We start from the raw sequence: 21,561 nt of genomic DNA on the forward strand, positions 1-21,561 counted from the left end.
ATGCAATCTAACGCACCGTCCTATTGGTTCCCAACCCCGACCGTATGTCAATTTCTTTCTTCCTCATAGATGCATTCACCGATCAACCTTTTGCGGGCAATCCGGCGGGCGTCTGCTTGCTGGACGCCCCCGCTCCGGCATCGTGGATGCAGAAGGTGGCCCACGAGGTGGGGGCTTCCGAAACCGCTTTTGTTATTGGATGCGAGGCCGAGCAGCCCCGTCTACGCTGGTTCACGCCCACCGACGAAGTCGATCTATGCGGGCATGCTACGCTCGCTGCAGCGCACGCGCTCCGCGAACACGCCCAGTCGGATGCGCGCCAGTCAGTTTCGTTCAGCACGGCAAGCGGAACGCTAACGGCAGGCTACACGGCAGCAGGTCGCATCACGCTCAACTTTCCGGCAGACCCTCCTACTGAAACACCGCTCCCGGATGGACTGGTCGAGGCATGTGGCGTACCTGCTCCGACCTATACCGGACGGTCAGCGCGCGACTGGCTGATCCGGCTTGACACACCTGGCGATGTGCAGGCAGCTCACCCGGACATGGAGGTGCTGGCGCGGGCCGAAGCACGTGGCGTCATCCTAACGGCACAGGCCGCGGGCAACGGCACGCACGACTTCGTGTCGCGATTCTTTGCGCCGCGCGTTGGCGTACCCGAAGATCCGGTGACCGGGTCTGCCCATTGTGCACTGGGTCCGTACTGGGGCCGGGAGTTGAGCACGACACAACTGGTTGGACACCAGATTTCAGCACGGGGCGGTACCGTGCGCATCCACCTACCGGAAGGGCCCGATGGCGAACGCGTGATGCTTACCGGTGCGTGCGCCACGATCGTGCGCGGGCAATGGGCTGCAGGGCCTACCACCCAGGGCGCAACACCACCCCAAAGTTCCAGTCGGTAGCGCGTTGGTACGTGCGGGCGTAGAACATCTCGAAAATGAGAGCTCCCAGGAGGTTAACACGGGCCGACACACCGGTGCTGAACACCGGGCGTGCTGGAGTGGTGCCTTCAGGGGTTGCGGTCGTAGTTGAGAACTCGAAGCTCGTCAGGTCTTCGTTGGTCCAGGTAATGCCGGCATCGCCAAACGCCACCAACTCGGTAGGCAGATACGGAAAGTTGATCAAGCCCAGCTGGTCGGTTCCAAGGAATGGAAGGCGAATCTCAGCGCTGGCCAGTCCCACGCGTGTGCCGATAAGGCGGTCGATATTGCACCCCTCGCGGTTCGGGTTGATACGGCAGATGTCATCGCTGAAGATAGAGCTGAAGGCGTACCCGCGCACGAAGCCAAGCTGGTACGGATCGCCAAGCGTTTCACGAATGAAGCCATCTTCGATCTGTCCGGTAAGGCGCGACCGGGCCCCGTAGTTACCCTGGTGCAGAATGCGTCCGGCAAACGTGACCGGCTCCACAAAGTGGTAGCGCCGGTAGTCGGCGAGGAGAGAAACAAAGTTGCGCGACCCGCCCTGGGGCGTTACCTGAAAACGATAGCGTCCGCCGTCGAGTGGCGAGGTAAAGCCAAAGTTCGAGAAGTCGCCGACGTATGCGAGTCCAATCTGGGCAAGATAGATAGTGTCAGGCTCCTGTCCGCTCAGGTCGCGTTCGCGCACCTGGCCAAACTGGTTGATACCCAGTGCTTCAATGTCGAATCCGAAACGGGTGGCTCCTCCAATGAGCTCAAATCGCCGCGTCTGCGAAACCGGATAGGTCAGTTGCCCGAATGCCTGCGTGCGAAAGATGCGCTGCAGAATCTGAATAAACTCGCCCGTCTGCTGGTCGAAAGCTACCTGGCCGAACAGCGATGGCGTATGCGAGATTCCGCCGCCATAGTTGAGCCGCGTGCGCTGGTTCTGGTAGAAGAGACCACCGCCAATATCTTTGAACGTGCCATTGGCTTGCACGAACACGCTCATTGACTGGTCGCCGAGCATGTCGCTGAAGAAGAACCCGACACCGCCAACAAACTGGGATCCGAAGCGCCCCCCCACCTGAGCGCCCACCTGAGGGGGCGCAATGTAATCGAGCTGGAGGCGGCGGCTATAGCTCTGTTCATCAATCGGTCCGGGTTCAGGGAGTCCTGTAAGCGGGTCGTCGAGGTAGCCGGCAACGAGTCCGTCGTTGAGCGCTGCAGAAGGGGGCAAGATACGGGCTGGAGCTGGTACAGCCGAGGATGAGGCCAGCGGTTGAGCCGGGCGCATGGGGGCTTCGGTGGTATCGGCCGAGGGCGCAACAGCCGAGGGCGTAACAGCTGTGTCTGCCAGCGTGGTATCAGCCGCGCTCCCATGAATGGCTGCACGGAGCGCTTCAGGCATCACGCCAAACAGCGGGGCTGGGGGAGCTGGAGCAGGATCCTCGATGAGCGGTGGAGCTACGTCGAGGCGCTCCACGGTCATGCCGTCGAACGTAGGCAGCATGCCCTGGGCAGCCACAGGCGTGGTGCCCATCGGCGTTCCAACCAGGTCATCGCCATCGAGGCCCACAATCGAGTACCCTCCGTTGGCAAAGACCGAAAACACCATGCGTCCGCTCTGCTGCGCGACCGACATTGAGGGAGACAGCGCGGTAATGCCGCTCACGCCTGTTTTGACATCCGTTACACGGTAGACCTCCTCCTCATCAAGGGCATAGCGGTAAATATCCTTGAAGCCGTCCTGGTCAGAAACGAAGTATATACTGCGTCCATCAGGGGCATACTGCGGGTTGTGGTGCATGCCGCGCTGGAAGGGGCGTAGGCTGCTAATTTCGCGCGTTTCGATATCGATAAACCCGATGCGGTAGTCTCCGAACTGCAGCGTTTCAAAGTTGGTGCCGTCTACGCCACGATCGGTGGTAAACGCAAGGGTCTGTCCATCGGGCGACCAGGTGGGCTGAAGATAGGCAAACCGGTCGTTGGTGAGCTGGCGAGCCTCATTCGTATTGATATCTACGGTATAAAGGTTGCTCAGCCCTCCTTCGATACCGGTAAAGGCAACTTCATCGCCTCGGGGCGCCCACGCAAGGTTCTGGATCGCGCCCACCTCACCGACTCGAATGCGTCGATCAATCTGTCCGGATTCGACATCTAAGATGTTAATTTCGTTGCGTCCTTGCGTGAATGTCACGAACGCAAACCTGCGTCCATCAGGCGACCAGGAGCCCGCCGAGTTGATAAATCGAAGGGCGTCGAAGTGGGGGTTCGACCGGGTACTGCGCAGTTGCTGCACGACTTCGCCTGTGCGGGCATCGGCAACGAAAAGATTGGTCGTGAAGAGATTGCGCCGCGAGATGTACGCCACGTACCGTCCATCAGGGCTGATAGAGGGAGACACGAAAAACTGGTTTTCGGCTCCAATTTCGCCGAGGACCGGTTCGCCAACATCGGCAGGGTCTGTACGTCCTTCCATAAGCGGCATATAGGCATCTTTGACAGCCTGCTGCCACTCTGTAGAGAGCGAGTCGGTTGTCGTCCCCAGCGCATAGGTGAAAGCTGTTTCGACGCCGACGCGTCCGCTCAGTTTGAAGAGATTCGTCACGGCCGAGTCGCCGTATTTGCCGCCGATGTATGCCATGTACGCCTGCCCGAAGCGATACGGGAAGTACGAAAACATATCGCGCGTCATCTGATCGACCGTTGGCAGGTCGTCATTCAGCGCTGCGTCGCGCAGCCACATGGTCGTATGCGGATGCTCGCGGCCAAGCGAGAGATACTCGGCCATCCCCTCTACGAGCCAGAGGGGAAGGCGCTGAATGGCAAAGCCCTGCGTATCCCCCCGGAGGGCGATATCGAACTGAAAAGAATGAACCAGTTCATGACCAAGCACGTGGTCTGTTTCCTGGTACGAGCCAGTCAGGGGCATGATGACGCGTTCCTTCAGCGCTTCCGTAACGCCGCCGGTCCCCTGGCCAATGTTGCCTCCGATAACATTGGTCTGCTGAAAATCAGTATCATTTGCATAGAAGATCAGCGGCTTGCGGTCGTCGAACTCGCGCAGGAAGCTCCGCGAGTGCCGCCGATACCAGCGTTCGGCCATGCGCGACGCGTCAATGGCGGCCTCGCGCTTCTCAGGGTAGAAGAAAATCTGGAAGTGTTCGGTGTCGAACTGTCGAAAGTCAAACGTGTCATACTGCACCTTATTGCGCCCAAAGTACTGAGCTACAACGGGCTCAACGGCTACAAAAAGGGCCAGCAGTACAAGGATGCCGACTGTGCGAAATGAGCGCAACATGGGGGTGCAGGGTACAAGTTGAAAACTAAGCTGATACTACAACGACCTCATCGGTCGCTTGATTCTTCCTTCACGGTTGTAGCTCTTGACTATGTTGTAGCCTGCTGCGGTAGACGGTTACAGAGTTCGTGCGGAATCCAGTTGTAGATTCCTCAGGCCGGGCTAACTTCACACTGCGGTAAGCAGGTGGGAATAAAGCGTTAGGTGCCTGGCAGCCTATCACGTGCTGGTTCTATTGATGCCATGCCTGCTAATGCTGGCACCGAATTGAAATACAGCAGACATACACCGCGCTACACAACACGGGTATGACAGATCGTTTTGGAAGGTGCAGTTATTGTCCCAACTACGTGCTATTGCCACATCACATATCGGCACAACATGAACATAGAGCCAGCTGACGAAAGAGCACGGATGGTGCTGTTAAGATAGCGCTGTTGCCTCTTTTGGGCCGGCATGCACCGCTGCTACGCACACATTGACCTTCCGGGTGTTGCTTTTTCGTTACATTATATCTTGTAACCATGGGGCTGCCTGCTCTTCCATTGTGCGCATTGTCGAAAGGTTTCAGTAGCAGCATTCCGAAAGCAGTTGCGTCAGAGCGAACCAGCCACTCTGGTCAAGTGCTGTTGACGGATTTTGCTGAGGCAGGGAGACAATCGCGTACATTTTTTCTCTACACACAAGAAGACTTGTATACTATGCGTCGATTTATCTCGCAATTGGGTTTGGTCTTAATTCTGGCTGCCGGACTGGTTGCTTACACCGGGTGCGACCTGTTTGGGTCAGATGCAGATGAGGGAGGACAGATAGATATCTACCTGACGGATGCACCAGGCGACATCATTGAGGCTTTCGTTACGATTGAGAAGGTGGCGGTCGTTCCGGCGGATGAGGCTGCTGAGGGGGAGGCCCGCGAGGGAGGGATCTCAGTACTGGATGTCGATGCGTTCACGGTCGACCTCACAGAGTTGCAAGATGGCGTGGATACGCTCATGGCGTCGACTACCCTGCCAGAAGGTACATACAGTCAGATCCGACTGGTAACAGCGCGCGAGGCCGATGTGCTTTATGAAGATGAAGAAGGCAATGCGCAGGAAGCCAACCTACGGCTCCCCAGTGCAGCTGAAACAGGTGTAAAAGTTAACTTCCCGCCGTTTACGGTTGAGAGCGAACGCGACCGCATTGAGTTGACGCTCGACTTCGATATTGAAGAGTCGTTCGTCAAAGCAGGGGAAAGCGGGTCGTTCATCTTCAAGCCTGTCGTCAAGGCCGAGGCCATGGTTCTTAATGGTGAGGAAGAAGATCTTGATGGAGATGGAAATGACGAAGACAATGATGACGATACCGATTCTGACAACGGGGAGGACTCATAGCAGTACACACACCAAGCAGGCGGAGTCTTAACAGACTGCTGGGACCGGCTGCTTGATTCTGCTATAATCTCCTCTCCCTGTCAGTGCCGTGCGCAGAGGCCCCCTGGTCGTATATCGGCCAGGGGGCGCGCCGGCATATCAAATGATACCGTACATGCCAGATTCGCGTTCTGATGCTACCTTAGTGGACCAGGTACAGGCTGGAGACCGTGAGGCGTTCGAGCGGCTGATTAAGCGCTATCAGCGCATGGTCTTTGAGCTGACAACCCAGTACGCAGCGGTTTCGAGCGATGCCGACGATCTGGCACAAGACGTATTTCTGCGGGCGTTTCAGCACATTAATCGCATTGACACGCCCGGTCGATTTGCTTCCTGGCTATACGGCATTGCCCTGAACCGGTGTCGCGATTACGCAAAGAACCGCCGCCGCGACACGTACGCGTTCACTGACCAAGAAACGGAGGCCGGTCGCCTGCCAGCCCGAAATCAGACAGAGAGCGACACCGCGCTGATGCAATCGGAAGAGTCCGAACGCATGTGGAAAGCGATTCAAGCGCTCTCGCCAACCTATGCAGTCCCATTCCTTCTCAAATACCGCGATGGACTCACGTACCAGGCCATGTCTGAACGCATGGATGTGTCTGTTAGCGCACTGAAAGTACGTGTACACCGCGCCCGTAAAAAGCTTCAAACGCACCTTGGAAGAACCGATGACGAATGACCCCGACCGTTTGGTGCAGCGTCTTATTGATGGCGACTTGCGTGAAGACGAGGCTGCTGATGCGCTGCACTGCATTGCTGATGCACCGGAGGCGCGCCGCCTGCTCGTGCGCGAACATCGGATGCGAAATGCCCTCGACCAGATGCAAGCACCTGCTATCCCAGAGGCGTTTGCAGAGCGCACTATAGAGGCGCTACAAACAGAGGCGCTACAAACACAGGAGCACCACGAAGCGCAGCCAGCGAAAGCCAAATCGCTCCGCCGGTCAGTCGGCGTATGGATCAACGAGTGGCTTACAGGATCGCGACTGCCGAGCGCTCAACGGGCTCGTGGACTCGCAGTGCTGCTGCTGTGTGCAGCTACCTTCGTAGCTGGCCTGTACAGCCACAGCACGTGGATGGCTACCGGAGACGAGGCGCCGACGTATGCATCCACAGAAGCAGCGACGCATCCGGTTGGTGCAACACAGCAAGGTGCACCACAGGTTTGGACGCGGTTCGTTTACTCAGACGAACAGGCCACCTCCGTCGCCGTAGCTGGTGACTTCAACGACTGGGAGCCCCAGCCACTCGTGCCGCGCACACTCGCAGACGGCCGCATGGTATGGACAGGTCTGGTTTCGATGGATCGTGGTGAACATGAGTACATGTATCTCATCGATGACGAAGAGTGGGTAACGGATCCATACGCGGTAGAGCAGCGAGACGACGGATTCGGAGCTCAGAATGCTGTGCTGAACCTATAGGTGCATTTATTCGGTTGGAAGTACCCCCCAGTAGCTGGCGAATGTAGCTACTGATGCGAAGCACTGCTAACCGAATTGCATGCAGCCTGTTGAATATATCTGAGTCGTTCGTCGGTGGACCGGAACGCACCACAAAGTATGTGGCGCGTATAGCAGGATGGGCTCTGTTGTTTGCATGCTGGGCATTCCCGCTTTCGGTAACTGCTCAGACGCTGCATGGAGCAGCCCAGGTAGCGGTAACGGCCGGATATCAAACGAACCCATATAGCGACCCAATGCTTCGTATCTGGGACCCTAACATTCAGCCCGTGTTTCTTGGAGTCTCGCCTACGGCGGCCCTGTCGTGGACAGACACGCAGTTTCAGGCATATGCACAGATCCGCATGCGCAGCGACCTGCGAGGGGGCGATCCGGAACGCGCAGAGTCGGTAGAATGGCCTCTTGTACAGGCCGATGTGCGCACGCTATATGACATCTCAGAGCGTATCGAGGTCGGGCTGACCACAGGAATGCGCCGCTATCAACTGCAGACTGAGCAGCAAGGACTGTGGGCCCTTCCTACTGTTCGGGGGCAACTTACCGAACGGGTGCACCTCGATGTGCTCGCAGGTGGGTCTACGCGCCGAATCAAGCGAGGCGATACAAGTGGCACAGCTCAGTTTGGCGACTGGCGAGCAACTCTTGTTGGGCAGGCTGCCATACACTGGTGGGTTCAAGACAATCTGCGAGTAACCACAGCAGGATACAGAAGCCAAAGCATGTCTGCGGAGGCGATCGGGCAGAGCGACGGCGCAGGGGCACGCGTGGCAGCTACCTGGTGGCCGCACCCGGCATGGTCAATCACGGCCAACGTAGCAGGTGAGCAAAGCCGCTACGTGCTTACAGAAAACCGCACAGCACCTACAAGCCAGCAAAGCACCACGGCGCAGACAACGCGCCGTGGCCGCTCCGGGATTGAAGCGACGTGGCAGCCCACGCGCTCGCTCGACATATTCACACATGCACATGCGACCTATGCTGGGCAGGATGCGGGCGCATCTACCTTACACATAGGAGCGGGCCTACGGATGCGCACGTCAGCCGTTCTATCACAGCGAGCCACTCCGTCAGCAACGCGCCAGCAGCTATGGCATGTTGAGGGAGGCGCCGTTCGTGTATCCATCCCAGCCCCACCAGACGCAGCTTCTCTCTATCTCATCGGCGATTTCAACGCGTGGGCGCTTCCGGGTATTCCGCTCACCCCAACAAGAGACGGGCACTATGAGGCTGTACTCTACCTAACACCCGGACGCTACGCGTTCCGTGTCCATGCTGTCGAAGACCACTTCGATCCGGTAGAAGATACGCCGGAGTGGGTTGAACTGCCCGGCTATGCAGAAACGGAAGACGATTCGTTTGGGGGCACCAATGGGATAATTACGATAGATCCGTGAGCATAATGTCAGATATACTTTGTGGCAGACATGTAAGACGAGCGCTGCAGACGATGCTATGCGTATTGCTGATGGCGTGTGCGATAGGGCCGTCGGCCGCTGCAGGGCAAGCATCTGACCTGGATGCGCTTGTTGACCGGGGAAGAGCTGCAGGGCTCAGCGCTGGTTTGCTTGAGTCGGTTGTTGAGCGTGGCGAACGGCGCGGGCTATCGGAAGATGCGATTCGTGGTGTGATAACCCCTGCGATTGAGCTTGCCGAGAACGATCTTCCGGGAGCACCGCTGCTCACGAAAACATTAGAGGGGATTGCGAAAAATGTACCGCTTGCTCGCATGCGGCCCGTGCTGCAAACGTTTCGTACGCACACCGAAGAGGCCGGGCGCGTAGTAGATACTTGGCTGGCCAGTGAGGGAGCGGCCGATGTGCTGGGTTCGTCTGCATCGCGTCGGGGTTCCGAAGACCGCACCGCGCTCATTCGAGGCGTAACCGCTGCGCGTCAGCAAAATCTCTCGCTTGATGTTGCCGAAGCATGGTTGACGGCGCTTCCAGAGGCCGTGTCGGCACGTCCCGTCGCCGTACCGCAGATTGAGTCCGCCATTCGGGTGCTCCCTCAACTCCCCGATGCCGATCAGCCTGCAAGCGCTGGGCACCGCCTCGCATATGCAGCAGTAGAGGCGGAGTACGCCCCCTCTGCTATCCGCCAACTGCCCCATGCTCTTGAGCAGGCGCGCCGGCAAAACGAACAGCCGATGCGTACGCTCGCTCATCATGCAACGGGTGCCATCGGCAGAGGCCAGCCTGCCCCCGATGTCCTCGGAACGCTTTTTCGTGGTGAGATTCCCGGAGGAGATCCCCCTGAGCATGCAGGGCCTCCCGACGATCCGCGAAGAGGACCACCCGATGCGCTACCTAACGATCCCCCCGGGAATTCGCCTGGAAGCCCGCCCGAACGTCCCGATCCTCCCCCCGGCGGCAACGGATCCTAAACCGATGTGGATCAATGTTGCTGTTCCATGTATCGGGTAAGGCATTGCGTAAAGCATCCCCCAAAGGAGACACCCCACTACATCCGTTTTTGGACGACGTGTATTGCTGATGGCATAGTTTTGGAGGTAATGAGAATAGATCTCCTGATGTACGCCAGGCCGCATAGAGGAAAAGCGACAGGTTGTGGATGTACATGTGGAGGTATAGTAGAGACACAGCGGGTTCTTTTGAAGGAGACTTTCCGGTGTACAGAAGCCTCTACAGAAGCCCTGAAAAGGGAACTGTTTAGTGCATGAACGTACGACACGTGTCTCCAATGCCTATCTTTTCGTTCAACACGTCTCCCCCACCCCGACGTAATGGAATCATATCGCCTTCGTGTCCGGCTTTTTGCGATAGCTGTGCTTACCGTCTTCTTCGTTCTTGCAGGGCGGCTCGTCTATCTGCAGGTCTTCGATAGCGAAACCTACTGGGGTACCTCCCAAAGCAACGCAGTACGTGAACGTCCAGTGATGCCGGCCCGTGGGGCGCTATATGACCGGGGCGGCACGCTGCTGGTCGACAATGCCCCCAACTATACCCTGATGCTAACGCCGCGCTATGTGGACGAGCAGACACTCCCGGAGCTGGCTGAGCTACTCGGCGTTCCGGACTCTGTCGTTACGGCGCGATTGGAGGAGGCACGCGACTGGTCGTCGCTTCGCCCGAGTCGTGTCTTCTCGGACCTGGACTTTGAGACATATAGCCGCATCCAGGAAAACCTGTATCGGCTTCCTGGAGTGTCTTTTGACGTTGGCGCTCGGCGCCGCTACCATACCCCGATGAAAGCAACCCATGCGCTGGGGTACGTGCGTGAGATCGACCAGACGCGCCTGGCCCAACTGCGCCCCGATGGCTACCGTCCGGGCGACCGCATCGGAATCACAGGCATAGAAGCGGCCTTTGAATCGGAGCTGCGCGGCCGTTATGGAAGCGAGTTTGTCGTGGTTGATGTGCGAGGGATGGAGGTGCAGTCATACCGGGGCGGAGAGGAAGACCGCACCCCTCAGAGCGGCTACGACCTGCATCTTACCATTGACCACGAAGTACAGACGCTGGCCGAGTCGCTCTTCGTAAATAAGCGCGGGGCCGCCGTAGCGCTCGACCCCTCATCGGGAGAGATTATCTCGTTTGTGAGTCATCCCGACTATGACCTGAGCATGTTTGCCAGTGCAGTGTCTGGAGCTGTATGGGATAGCCTGCGGTCTGCTCCCGAAGACCCGCTCTACAACCGGGCTACGATGAGCGGATTCCCGCCAGGGTCTACCTGGAAGCCGTTCATGACGCTTGTCGGACTCGAAGAAGGCATCATCCCCGAAAATCAGCTCGTAAACTGTCCAGCCGGATACCGCGTCGGGAATCGTGTCTTTCGGAATCACCAGAGCAAGAACCACGGACGCATCTCACTCGAAAAGGCGATAGAGGTGTCGTGTAACACGTTGTATTACGACGTGATGATGAAACTCGATGTGAATACGTGGGCCGACTGGGCCCGCAAGTTTGGGTTTGGAGAGCATGCTCCCTTCGACATCGGCAACCAACTGCCAGGCCTGATCCCAGATTCCTCGTACTTCAACCGCACGTACGGGCGATGGACCGCCGGATATACGGTGAACCTGGGTATCGGACAGGGAGATATGAGCGTAACGCCGCTTCAGATGGCGCGGTACACTGCTGCGCTGGCGAACGGCGGTTCCTTGCCCTCGCCGCACTTTGTGCGATACGCGGAGCATCCATCCACAGGCGAGCGAATTATGGCTGAGCCGCCCTCGTCTTCCTCGATTGGCGTCTCACCGGCGTACATGGATCGGGTGCGCGAAGGGATGCGACGTGTGATGGAGAGCGGAACCGGGCAGTGGCTCAACATACCAGGTATCGAAAGCGCAGGAAAAACAGGAACCTCGCAGAACCCACACGGCGAAAATCATTCGGTGTTTATCATGTTTGCGCCGTACGACGATCCTGAGATTGCTATTGCTGTTGCTGTGGAAAATGCTGGGTATGGCGGATCGGTCGCAGGCCCTATCGCAAGCTTTATGGCCGAGCAGTACCTGACGGGCACCATTGCCGATACGTGGGAGCGGCGCTACTGGATGGACCGCGTGATCAATGAAGAGCGCAGTGAACCGCTTGAGCAGCCTGAGGTGCCCGACGAAACCAGCCCGGAAGGTCGACAGCCCGAAGGTGCACCCGGGGCTGTGCCGGTGTCTCATCCGTAACCCCTCCGCTGTACCCCATATTTCTACGTCACCCCGCTAACACATGAACGCCTGGTACCGCAACATTGACTGGCTAACTGTACTGTCCTGGCTTGTGCTGGTCGGGATGGGGCTGGTTGCCATTTACAGCAGCACGCACGGACCCGGATCCGAGCATCTGCATGCGTCGGTGCAGCAGAATTTCTACCGGCAGCTTGCCTGGCTCGTCGTAGCAGCCGGGGTGCTTGCCGGGATTATGCTGCTTACACCGCGCACGCTCATGCTGGGAGCCTACCCTCTGTATGGACTCACGCTGGTTCTTCTGATTGCGACCATCTTCATGGGGCGTGAGGTGGGAGGCGGCACGCGCTGGCTTGCCCTCGGCCCGATTCGGTTGCAGGCCTCAGAGCTTGCTAAGGTCGGTACGGTCCTGGCCGTAGCCCGGCTGCTCTCCGATCGGCGTGCTGTATCGGCTCAGCATCTCGGATACGTGCTCCGCGCCGCTGCGCTGGTAGCCGTGCCTGCAGTGCTCGTGCTGCTTCAGAACGATACCGGCACCGCGCTGGTGTTTATCGGACTCATCCCGATTGTGCTCTTCTGGGGAGGGCTTCCCATCTCGCTGATTCTGCTGATGATCGTGCCCGGACTTGCCCTGTACGCGGGCCTGCTCAGCGTATGGGCCGCCGTGGCCGTCGTCGTGATCTTTACAACCGGAATGTGGATCGGTACGCACCATCGCATGCTGACCCTTCTCGCAGGGGGGCTAACCGCTGCTGCAGGAGCAATTGCTTCGTTCGCACTGGTACACGTGCTGCGCCCTCACCAGGTGGCTCGCATCATATCGTTTACGAACCCCGAGGCAGAGGAATTCAGACAGGGCGTCGGCTTCCATCTCGTGCAATCAAAGGCAGCAATTGGATCCGGAGGGATCTGGGGCAAGGGCTTCATGGAAGGCACGCAGACGCAGGGGGCCTATATCCCGGAGCAGTCGACTGACTTCGTGTTTAGCGTAATCGCCGAGGAGTTTGGTCTGGTCGGGGGCGGACTGGTCTTAATCGTGATGGGCTTTTTCCTGCTGCGTCTCATTAAGCTGGGGGCCGATTCAAAGCATCCGTTCGGAAGCCTCGTGGCAGCAGGAGCCGTTGGGGTGTACCTCATCCATACGGTTATCAACCTTGGGATGGTCATGGGCCTGATGCCCGTTGTGGGCCTCCCGCTTCCGTTTCTTTCGTACGGAGGCTCAGCACTTGTGTCATATACGCTGCTCTTGGCAATCGTGGTGAGCATCCATATGCGACGTGATTCGCTGTCTATCTATGGCTATTAACTATGGATGCGAATACGGAGGCAAATATGGATACAAACCGCAAGACGACCCGATACCACCCTGCAAGACCATAAACCCGTTTTCGGAAGAACAAACGCAATATCTGCATATCATCCAGAAACGAAGACCCCCCGGTATCGTAACTACGCATGTAATACACACTCAACCTGTCTGGCAATCGCGGTAACGTAACGCTATGGCTGCATCCTCTCCCTCGGCAAAAGATTCGACGCAAGCCAACAAGAAAAGCACCTCGGGCTGGTCGGTGCGCCGCTGGATTGTAATCGGTTTCGCGGCTCTTTTCTTCGCGTTTGTGGTGTATGAGATGATCGATCCCTTCCCCGATCAACCCTATCTGGAAGTGCCGCATGGCGACCATGTACACTACGTACCCAAAGACCGGAATCCTGACATGCGCCTGAGCGACTTCCCCACCGTGCGTCCCGGTCCCAATGAGCGTATCCTTCCCAACGGACAAATCGTGGAAGTGGAGCCGGCACAGTAAGTGACTGAACGTGGCCTGCCGTACCGTACAGGCCATATCGCAAGGCACGTCGGATGGCCACAGGGGGGAGGCATGAAGGGCAATTCTGGACGGGGATGAAGCACTGCAGCCTCACGTAAGCTGTCTAACCGGAACATGCACAGCCAGAGAGGCGAACGCTATGTGACAGCTTTTCCCCTAATCGCAAGCGCTGCACGAGGCGCTCTATGCATGGCTCTTCCCGCACTCACTACCATCGCCCACCAGTGGATGGCCACCCATCTCAAACCTGGCCACCTCGCCGTTGACGCAACAGCCGGCAACGGACACGACACGGTGTTTCTGGCGAAGCACGTTGGGGACTCCGGACACGTAACTGCTTTTGACGTGCAAGAGGCTGCGTGCGCCTCCACCCGGCGGCGATGCGCACAGGAAAAGGTATCCGACCGCGTAACAATCGTGCAGGCCGGGCACGAAACCATGCGGGCACACGTCTCAGGCCCCGTACATGCCATCATGTTTAACCTGGGATACCTGCCAGGGCATGACCACACCCGCATCACACGCCCCGATACGACCTATGCCGCGCTCGATGCAGCACAGGCGCTCATGACAGAGGGCGGGCTTATCACCGTAGTCGCATACCGGGGCCACGACGGCGGGCCAGAAGAGGCCGAGCGTGTACGTACCTGGCTTGATGCACGGCGCGATTCCCTCCGCATTCTGCAGAGCCGTATGTACAGCGCAGGCCCAGATGCTCCGCTGCTATGGGGCATTTCCGTTCCTCCCGCCTCAGACCGTTAGTTCCTCACTTCCGTAACCCGCGTAGCGAGTAAAAATCTGCCTATGTGCCTGATCATTCTGGGTCTGGAAGCCCATCCCGATTATCCGCTCATCATGGCGAGTAACCGCGATGAGTTCTATGCGCGACCGACCCGTCCGGCCCAGTGGTGGCCAAGTGCGCCTCACATCTGTGCCGGGCGCGACCTGAAAGCAGGCGGTACCTGGTGCGGGCTCACATGCGACGGGCGGTGGGCCGCGCTGACTAACATCCGCGACCTGCACCGCACGTTTCCAGACGGCCCTACGCGTGGCACGGTTGTCACAGATTACCTGCGCGACGACACGGCGCCCGAGCACTACCTGTCGGCCTTGCGCCAGCTTACACCACGTGCCCCGTTCAACCTGCTTTTCGGGCGCGGAAGTACGGCCTACTACATGGCTCACCCCGATCGTGCCCCGCAGGTTGTAGAGCCCGGCTGGCACGGGCTAAGCAATGCCCATCTCGATACGCCGTGGCACAAGGTTAACCGGGGCAAGCAGCGTATCATCGACGCGCTCGGCGACACCGTACATCCTGAGCACCTGCTCGATGCGCTCTATGACCATGTGCCGGCTCCAGACTCGCTCCTCCCCGACACCGGACTTCCTCCCGAAAAGGAGCGCCAGGTCTCGTCGATGTTTATTTCAGGGGAGGCGTACGGCACCCGCGCCTCCACCGTCATGCTGCAGCATCGGAGCGGACGTTTCCTGTTTGCGGAGCGGCTCTACGTGTACGGGCGAGAAGCCACCACACGCACCTTTACGTGCGATCCGTCTGCGTCGGAGCCTGCCGAGACAGCCCGAAGCGCACCAAACGACATACTTCAGCCTGCGTAGCAATGGTATCGCGATCCTCTCACAACGTGCTACATGACCTATGGCTACCATGCGTGCTGTTGTTGTCGAAACCCCTGGCGATCCCGACGAGATGACTATCGGCTCTGTTGAGCGTCCAGAACCGGGGCCTCATGAGGTGCGCATTCGTGTGCAGGCGACTGCGCTGAACCGGGCCGACACCTACCAGCGGCGTGGGCACTACCCACCGCCAGAAGGAGCGCCCGACACGCTCGGGCTGGAGGCGGCAGGCGTTGTCGATGCCGTCGGCGAGGCTGTTGCCGACTGGGTACCGGGCGACCGGGTGTGTGCGCTGCTTGCAGGAGGCGGATATGCCGAGTACGCAGTCGTGCGGGCCGATCACCTCATCCCGGTGCCCGATGCGGTCGACATGACCCAGGCCGCTGCAATGCCTGAGGTGTTCCTGACTGCCTACCAGGCGCTCCACTGGCTGGCCGACCTGCAGCAAGGCGAAACCGTACTCATTCACGCAGGGGCCAGCGGCGTAGGTACTGCAGCTACACAGCTGGCACGGCTGCAGGATGCCACCATCATCGTTACCGCTTCGAGGGCGAAACATCCAACCTGCCACGGGGTGGGCGCAGACCATGCCATCGATTACACCGAAGACGACTTTGTTGAGCGGGTGCCCGCTATCACGCAGCAGCAAGGGGTCAACGTCGTGATCGACTTCGTGGGCGCGCCGTACTTCAACCGCAACATCGACGTGATGGCGACCGATGGGCGCCTCGTGCAACTGGCGACTATGGGCGGTAGTACGGTCAAAGAAATGTCGCTACGGGCGCTCATGGCCAAGCGCGTTCACGTTTACGCCTCGACTCTGCGCCGCCGGTCTGATGCGTACAAAGCCCAACTCATCCGCGACTTTATGGCCGACGTCTACCCGCACTGGAGCGGCGGCACGGTGGCGCCGGTCATCGACTCGGTCATGGATTGGGCCGATGTCGTAGAGGCACACCGCCGTATGGAAGAGAATGCCAACGCGGGTAAGATCGTGCTTCAGGTGGATGCGTAGCGCTCGGAGCCCCGTGACAGCTCGCCGTCTAACAGAAACGCCCCCGCATCCTCCTGCAGTAGAAGCAGACAGATGCGGGGGCGTGCAGCTCAGTAGCCAGCCGGATCGCATAGAGGACAGGCTACGCTACTTCGTTACTTGACCTCGCCCTCGTCGATGAGGCGCTGTAGCGTGTCGAGGTTAGCCTGCACATGCTCGGCCGAGGTGTCGAGCAGGGCGCGCTCGTCGTCGTTGAGCTCGACTTCGATGATCTCCTCAACGCCCCCGGCTCCCAGCACGATGGGCACGCCGATGAAGAACCCTTCCAGGTCGTACTCGCCGTCTACGTACGCGGCGGCGGGCAGCACGCGGCCATTGTCTTTGATGATAGCCTCGGTCATTTCCGCAGCGGCTGCGCCGGGTGCGTACCAGGCAGACGTTCCCATAAGGTCAACGATCTCGCCACCGCCGCCTTTGGTGCGTTCCACAATGGCATCGATGGTTTCGTCGTCGAGCCACTGGGGAAGAGGGATGCCGCCAATCGTGGTATACCGGGGCAGGGGCACCATCGTATCGCCGTGGCCGCCCATGAGAAGCGCTTGAATGTCACGCACCGATACGCCAAGCTCGTTGGCAATGAATGCGCGGTAGCGCGCGGTGTCGAGCACACCGGCCATACCCATAACGCGCTCTGCGGGGAATCCACTGGCTTCATACGCGACGTAGGTCATTACGTCGAGCGGGTTCGACACCACAATGATCGTGGCATCGGGGCTATGTGCTACGAACTGCTCCGTTACGCTCTTTACAATGTTTGCGTTTTTGGCCAGCAGGTCGTCGCGGCTCATGCCCGGCTTACGTGGCAGGCCAGCGGTGATGATGCAGACCTCGGAATCGGCGGTGTCTTCGTAGTCGGTCGTACCCGTGATGTACGTATCAAAGCCGTGGATGGGAGACGACTCGACCATGTCGAGCGCTTTGCCCTGCGGCACGCCGTCTTTGATGTCTACCGTAACTACTTCTTGGACCATGTCTTTGCGAGCAACGCATTCGGCGACGGTTGCGCCTACGTTGCCAGCGCCAATAACTGTGACTTTCATAACACTGGGGAGTCTCTGAAAAGAAAGGGGATACAGACGCTTAAGTATAGCAGGGCTATCTTGCTATTGTAGCCAATATTTCGCAAAAAGAAGGAGCAATATGGCAACGCGCAGCCGCCTGTCGGTTGTAGACCCTGTAAGCATTTGGTATGTTACCTTCTCGATGTTCTGGAAGCGTTATGCCTCTCCCGAGGCTCAATGCCAGCCCCCCCAACCGCCGCCGTTGTTGTTTGCTGTTAGCGCACCGCCATGTCCACCCTCGACCAGACCTGCTTTATCGTCACCGATACCGAGACGACCGGCCCTAAAAAAGAGCGGGATCGGGTTATCGAGATTGGTGCGGTGAAGGTACAGCACGGCGAGGTCGTCGAGCGCTTTCAGTCGCTGGTCAACCCCGACCGCACCGTGCCCAAAAACATTCAGCGGCTCACAGGCATCAGCACCGCGATGGTGATGGATGCGCCTCCTATGGCTGATGTGATGCCTGCCTACCTCGACTTTCTGGGGGAGGGCGTGCTGGTCGCGCACAACCTGTCGTTTGATGAGCGTTTTCTGAATGCTGAACTGGGCCGGCTCGGGCGTAAATCGATTGGTAACCAGACGCTTTGCTCGCTGCGCCTGGCCCGTCGCCTGCTACCCGGGCTCAAGTCGCGCGGGCTCTCGGCACTCTCGACCTTTTACAACGTGCGTGTAAACGGGCGCCACCGGGCCCTGGGGGATGCGGAGGCTACCGGACGTATCTTGCTGCGCTTCCTGAACCAATGCGCCTTTGAGCATGGCATCGACACGCTCGACGAGCTTATGCGCTTTCAAGGGCGCTCATACCGTAACGTCCGCAAGCCACCGGCACATGTGGAGCGGCTGCGCAACGAGGTGCTGCCCGATATTCCCGACGCGCCCGGGGTCTACTTCTTTAAGGCGAGCAACGGCACCACGCTGTACATCGGCAAAGCCAAGCAGCTGTCGAACCGGGTGCGCAACTACTTTACCGGAATCGAATCGAAGCCGGCGCGCACGCGCAAGCTGGTCAAGAAAGCGCGTACGATCACGTGGCAGACGACCGACACTGAACTGGAGGCGCTCCTGTTGGAGTCACGTCTTATAAAAGAGGAGAAGCCTACGTACAACCGGGCACAGCGGCGCTACCGTCGCCGCCCCTTTCTCATGCTCAACCGCACCGACGACTACCCGCAACTGGGCTGGTCGTACCGGATGCAGGAGCCGGAGGCAGCCTACTACGGACCGGTGCGTAACGCCGACCAGGCCGAGCTTATCATCGATATGGCTGCGCGGCTGTATCCGCTACGCGAGTGCGACGACGACACGCTCCGCCTCGGGCAGCGCTGCCTCTATGCTGACATGGATCGCTGCCTGGCGCCCTGCGAAGACGATGTAGATACGGCCTACACCGAGTCGGTCGACGCGCTCGAAACGTTCCTGCAGGGGCGCTCTACCGAGCTGCTCGACTATCTGCACACGCGGATGCAAGAGGCCTCGGAGCGACTTGATTTTGAGCGGGCGGCTCAGTTTCGCGATGGCCACGAAGCGGTCGAGCGGTTCGTGCGCCGGCAGCGTCTCTGGCAGGCGCCTATCCGCGAGCGTCAGGGCGTCATCTGGTATGTCGACGACGTGTCGGGCCGCGTGCACGGGCTCTGGGTGCATCATGGGCGTCTGCGTGGCACTACAACCTACGAGGCGGATACGGTTGCATCCCACCGAGACCAGGAAACACGTCTCGACCTGGACGAGCCGATATCAAAGTGGCTGGCTACATCGGCAAACGGCGACGTATTTTCGAAGCGGGCCATCGACGAGATCCGGCTGTGCATGCACTGGCTCTACCGAAAGCGCGATCGCGTTCAGGTTGTAACGTGGGATGGCGATAGAGACAGGTTCTACAGGCGTGTGCAACGCGCCTGGACGGCGCTGTAGACTGACTGAGATGGTAACTTGTGGCGCCCTCAGGCTGGATATATCCATATATCCGGTGCTCTATGGGGGCTGAAAAAACTTTTCTGGACTGCGTGTCCGGTTGGGCAGGCGTAGTGCGCTTGGTTAAATGGTCGGGGAGTCCTGCCCTGACCTTCCACATTGCGTCGAGCCCTGCCGGACTCGGCAACGGTTTTGACGCAGCACGCGCAGTGCTTCCCACGGGGGACAGGGGAGCCTGCGCGTTTTTTGTTGAGTGGGCGTTCTTCTGAGAGCGATGCAGTCATTACATCAGACCCGGTTTCCGCATTGCGGTATCGCCTCTCTCTGGGGCAACGGAGCACGCGGAGTGGGTTCAGGTGCAGCGTTCACGCTTGCGGTACGTGCTCGAACGTGCCCTGATAGACAGCGCGGGCGGGTCCGTCGAGGTACCATGGGGCGGGCGTTTCCGGGTCAGAAGCTGGGCCGACCTCGAATGTGCCTCCCGGGGTGTGCACGGTGACCGGTGCCGAAACGTAGCGCTGCTTCAGGGCCACAGCAGCCGTACCCACCACGCCCGTGCCGCAGGCGAGCGTTTCTGCTTCTACGCCCTTCTCATATGTACGCATGCGCAGGGTATAGTCGTCTTCGACATGGGCCAGGTTTACGTTCGTGCCCTCTGGGGCAAACGCCTCATCGTGGCGCACGGGCGGGGCCATCGTAGCGAGCGGCTGGTCGTCAAGGTTGTCTGTAAAGGCAACGACGTGCTCGGTGCCCGACCAGATCTGATGCCATGTTAGCGGGTGTTCATGGACGTCGTGAAGCGAGCAGTTGGCCTCGTAGCGCGAGGGCGCAGGCACCCACAGGCGAACAGGCGCATCGGCAGCGTCAGGCACATCGGCTGCGTAGCGTCCGGCGTCGGTCTCAAAAACGAGTCGCGAGTCGCCAATGCCTGCTTCGTAGGCGAAGCGCGCCAGGCAGCGAGCGCCGTTGCCGCACATCGTGGCGTGCGACCCATCAGCGTTCACGTAGCGCATCCGGAAGTCGGCGGTAGATGCATCCTCTGGGGCGACCGGGTCGAGGGCGAGGAGGCCGTCGGCCCCGATTCCGCGCCGGCGGTCGCACCACCGGGCAGCCAGCTGCTGCAGCTCTGGATACGTGAACCGGTAGAAGCGGTTATCGAGCACAACAAAGTCGTTACCCGCTCCTTCCATTTTCGTAAACGATACAATCAGGTTAGGCATAGTGCAAACAAACACTGAAACGGTACATAATAGACGCTACGAGGCATAACCCCTCATTCGTAGTTTTCCTTAACTTGGCTCTCCCGCTGTCCTTGGCTGAGAAACGGTTTAGCATAAACGATACCGACCCGCTCCTTCTTTTCGGATTCAACGACCTTCACCTGCGCAAGGTTGAAGAGGCGTTCCCCGATGCCTCGATAACAGCACGCGGAACCACCGTGTATGTTGAAGGGCCCGAGGATACGATCGATGCCGTGGAGGCGGTCTTCAAAGAGCTTATGGTGCTTCTGGAGCGCAACGACGCGCTGGCAGAAGAAGACGTTGACACCGTCCTTGCACTGGAGCAGTCCGACGGGGCTCCGCCTGCTGCGCCCACCGGTCCGAATACGGTGGTGCTTCACACGCCGTCGGGCGAGGCGATCCAGCCGCGTACGCCAAACCAGGCGCGTCTGGTCGAGGCGGCCCAGAAGAATGACGTCGTGTTTGCGATTGGTCCGGCAGGGACGGGGAAAACGTATATGGCGGTAGCGATGGCTGTAGCGGCCCTTCGTGAGCATCGCGTAAAGAAGATCGTGCTGGCGCGCCCGGCTGTAGAAGCAGGCGAACAGCTCGGGTTTCTTCCGGGCGACTTCTACGAGAAGATCGACCCGTACCTGCAGCCGCTTTACGACGCGCTGGGCGATATGATGCCGCACGAGCAGCTGGCCGAGTACATCGAGACCAACCGGGTTGAGATTGTGCCGCTCGCGTACATGCGCGGTCGAACCATGAAGTCGGCCTTCGTCATTCTGGATGAGGCCCAGAATGCGACGACCCGTCAGATGAAGATGTTCTTGACGCGCCTGGGGCCTAACAGCCGCACGATTGTAACGGGCGACGTGACGCAGACCGACCTCAAGAACCGGAGCAAGAGCGGGCTCGTGCAGGTGCAGCACATCCTGGAGGGCATTGAGGGCATTGACTTTGTCTATCTGACGCCCAAAGACGTGGTGCGTCATCGCCTGGTGCGCGAGATTATCGCCGCGTACGAAGAGCATGAGTAGCGGACGCGCGACCGTTAGGGCCCGCTCGAAAGCGATGAGTGGGCTCATGCAGCCATCAAGCCCGGCACGATAAGCCGAG

At 59.2% G+C, this 21,561-nt stretch carries 17 protein-coding genes; 14 read left to right on the forward strand and 3 right to left on the reverse strand.

The genetic code is table 11. The features are described 5' to 3' along the window. The first annotated feature begins 44 nt into the window (after nt 1-44). Complete coding sequence (locus ACZ48V_RS05970) at nt 45-905, forward strand: PhzF family phenazine biosynthesis protein (RefSeq protein ID WP_464542536.1); 861 nt, start codon at nt 45-47, stop codon at nt 903-905. On the opposite strand, the gene ACZ48V_RS05975 is transcribed toward ACZ48V_RS05970, so the two are convergent. Then, complete coding sequence (locus ACZ48V_RS05975; protein ID WP_464542538.1) at nt 862-4,206, reverse strand: peptidase S9; 3,345 nt, start codon at nt 4,204-4,206, stop codon at nt 862-864. The two genes, ACZ48V_RS05970 and ACZ48V_RS05975, sit on opposite strands and share 44 nt — an antisense overlap. A 701-nt stretch (nt 4,207-4,907) precedes the next feature. Here ACZ48V_RS05975 and ACZ48V_RS05980 point away from each other — a divergent pair. The 11 genes from ACZ48V_RS05980 to ACZ48V_RS06030 all read left to right on the forward strand — a co-directional run bounded on the left by ACZ48V_RS05980 (nt 4,908) and on the right by ACZ48V_RS06030 (nt 16,208). Further along, a complete protein-coding gene (locus ACZ48V_RS05980; RefSeq protein ID WP_464542540.1) occupies nt 4,908-5,582 on the forward strand; it encodes a DUF4382 domain-containing protein in 675 nt (224 codons plus the stop codon). 154 nt (nt 5,583-5,736) lie between these two features. After that, the gene (locus ACZ48V_RS05985) at nt 5,737-6,303 is read left to right on the forward strand and encodes an RNA polymerase sigma factor (protein WP_464542542.1); all 567 of its coding nucleotides are present in this window, start codon (nt 5,737-5,739) and stop codon (nt 6,301-6,303) included. Next, nucleotides 6,281-7,048: an isoamylase early set domain-containing protein gene (locus ACZ48V_RS05990; RefSeq protein ID WP_464542543.1), complete on the forward strand. Its 768-nt coding sequence runs from the start codon at nt 6,281-6,283 to the stop codon at nt 7,046-7,048. The genes ACZ48V_RS05985 and ACZ48V_RS05990 overlap by 23 nt, the downstream gene beginning before the upstream one ends. Before the next feature lie 275 nt (nt 7,049-7,323). Further along, entirely contained in the window at nt 7,324-8,481 is a 1,158-nt protein-coding gene (locus ACZ48V_RS05995; RefSeq protein WP_464542545.1) for a glycogen-binding domain-containing protein, read from the forward strand. A gap of 71 nt (nt 8,482-8,552) precedes the next feature. Continuing rightward, nucleotides 8,553-9,467: a hypothetical protein gene (locus ACZ48V_RS06000; protein ID WP_464542547.1), complete on the forward strand. Its 915-nt coding sequence runs from the start codon at nt 8,553-8,555 to the stop codon at nt 9,465-9,467. 360 nt (nt 9,468-9,827) lie between these two features. Continuing rightward, complete coding sequence (gene mrdA, locus ACZ48V_RS06005) at nt 9,828-11,726, forward strand: penicillin-binding protein 2 (RefSeq protein ID WP_464542549.1); 1,899 nt, start codon at nt 9,828-9,830, stop codon at nt 11,724-11,726. Nucleotides 11,727-11,769: 43 nt separating this feature from the next. Then, on the forward strand, nt 11,770-13,032 hold the full coding sequence (rodA, locus tag ACZ48V_RS06010) for a rod shape-determining protein RodA (RefSeq protein ID WP_464542551.1): 1,263 nt from the start codon (nt 11,770-11,772) through the stop codon (nt 13,030-13,032). Between the two features lie 196 nt (nt 13,033-13,228). After that, nucleotides 13,229-13,537, forward strand: a complete 309-nt coding sequence (locus tag ACZ48V_RS06015) for a hypothetical protein (protein ID WP_464542553.1) — start codon at nt 13,229-13,231, stop codon at nt 13,535-13,537. Between the two features lie 210 nt (nt 13,538-13,747). Continuing rightward, nucleotides 13,748-14,320 (forward strand): tRNA 5-(aminomethyl)-2-thiouridylate-methyltransferase MnmM, encoded by a 573-nt coding sequence (gene mnmM / locus ACZ48V_RS06020; RefSeq protein WP_464542555.1) that lies wholly within the window; start codon nt 13,748-13,750, stop codon nt 14,318-14,320. 42 nt (nt 14,321-14,362) lie between these two features. Further along, entirely contained in the window at nt 14,363-15,175 is an 813-nt protein-coding gene (locus tag ACZ48V_RS06025) for an NRDE family protein (protein WP_464542557.1), read from the forward strand. 40 nt (nt 15,176-15,215) lie between these two features. After that, entirely contained in the window at nt 15,216-16,208 is a 993-nt protein-coding gene (locus ACZ48V_RS06030) for an NAD(P)H-quinone oxidoreductase (RefSeq protein WP_464542558.1), read from the forward strand. A gap of 134 nt (nt 16,209-16,342) precedes the next feature. On the opposite strand, the gene mdh is transcribed toward ACZ48V_RS06030, so the two are convergent. Continuing rightward, on the reverse strand, nt 16,343-17,287 hold the full coding sequence (gene mdh / locus ACZ48V_RS06035; protein ID WP_464542560.1) for a malate dehydrogenase: 945 nt from the start codon (nt 17,285-17,287) through the stop codon (nt 16,343-16,345). Nucleotides 17,288-17,536: 249 nt separating this feature from the next. Here mdh and ACZ48V_RS06040 point away from each other — a divergent pair, with 249 nt between their 5' ends. Further along, a complete protein-coding gene (locus ACZ48V_RS06040; RefSeq protein ID WP_464542562.1) occupies nt 17,537-19,219 on the forward strand; it encodes a DEDD exonuclease domain-containing protein in 1,683 nt (560 codons plus the stop codon). 365 nt (nt 19,220-19,584) lie between these two features. Here the strand turns inward: ACZ48V_RS06040 and dapF are convergent, their stop codons facing one another. Beyond that, nucleotides 19,585-20,439 (reverse strand): diaminopimelate epimerase, encoded by an 855-nt coding sequence (gene dapF, locus ACZ48V_RS06045; protein WP_464542564.1) that lies wholly within the window; start codon nt 20,437-20,439, stop codon nt 19,585-19,587. 92 nt (nt 20,440-20,531) lie between these two features. On the opposite strand from dapF, the gene ACZ48V_RS06050 reads away from it, so the two are divergent. Beyond that, nucleotides 20,532-21,482, forward strand: a complete 951-nt coding sequence (locus ACZ48V_RS06050; RefSeq protein ID WP_464542566.1) for a PhoH family protein — start codon at nt 20,532-20,534, stop codon at nt 21,480-21,482. Nucleotides 21,483-21,561 lie beyond the last annotated feature (79 nt).

It is taken from the genome of Longimonas haloalkaliphila (assembly GCF_055379825.1).

Bases quoted from the DNA above. Each gene is read 5' to 3' on its own strand.
- ACZ48V_RS06040 (WP_464542562.1), top strand. From the start codon at position 17,537: ATGTCCACCCTCGACCAGACCTGCTTTATCGTCACCGATACCGAGACG.
- ACZ48V_RS06030 (WP_464542558.1), top strand. From the start codon at position 15,216: ATGGCTACCATGCGTGCTGTTGTTGTCGAAACCCCTGGCGATCCCGAC.
- rodA (WP_464542551.1), top strand. From the start codon at position 11,770: ATGAACGCCTGGTACCGCAACATTGACTGGCTAACTGTACTGTCCTGG.
- ACZ48V_RS05975 (WP_464542538.1), bottom strand. From the start codon at position 4,206: ATGTTGCGCTCATTTCGCACAGTCGGCATCCTTGTACTGCTGGCCCTT.
- mrdA (WP_464542549.1), top strand. From the start codon at position 9,828: ATGGAATCATATCGCCTTCGTGTCCGGCTTTTTGCGATAGCTGTGCTT.
- ACZ48V_RS06025 (WP_464542557.1), top strand. From the start codon at position 14,363: ATGTGCCTGATCATTCTGGGTCTGGAAGCCCATCCCGATTATCCGCTC.
- ACZ48V_RS05995 (WP_464542545.1), top strand. From the start codon at position 7,324: ATGCTTCGTATCTGGGACCCTAACATTCAGCCCGTGTTTCTTGGAGTC.
- ACZ48V_RS05985 (WP_464542542.1), top strand. From the start codon at position 5,737: ATGCCAGATTCGCGTTCTGATGCTACCTTAGTGGACCAGGTACAGGCT.
- mnmM (WP_464542555.1), top strand. From the start codon at position 13,748: ATGGCTCTTCCCGCACTCACTACCATCGCCCACCAGTGGATGGCCACC.
- dapF (WP_464542564.1), bottom strand. From the start codon at position 20,439: ATGCCTAACCTGATTGTATCGTTTACGAAAATGGAAGGAGCGGGTAAC.
- mdh (WP_464542560.1), bottom strand. From the start codon at position 17,287: ATGAAAGTCACAGTTATTGGCGCTGGCAACGTAGGCGCAACCGTCGCC.
- ACZ48V_RS06015 (WP_464542553.1), top strand. From the start codon at position 13,229: ATGGCTGCATCCTCTCCCTCGGCAAAAGATTCGACGCAAGCCAACAAG.
- ACZ48V_RS05980 (WP_464542540.1), top strand. From the start codon at position 4,908: ATGCGTCGATTTATCTCGCAATTGGGTTTGGTCTTAATTCTGGCTGCC.
- ACZ48V_RS05970 (WP_464542536.1), top strand. From the start codon at position 45: ATGTCAATTTCTTTCTTCCTCATAGATGCATTCACCGATCAACCTTTT.
- ACZ48V_RS06000 (WP_464542547.1), top strand. From the start codon at position 8,553: ATGGCGTGTGCGATAGGGCCGTCGGCCGCTGCAGGGCAAGCATCTGAC.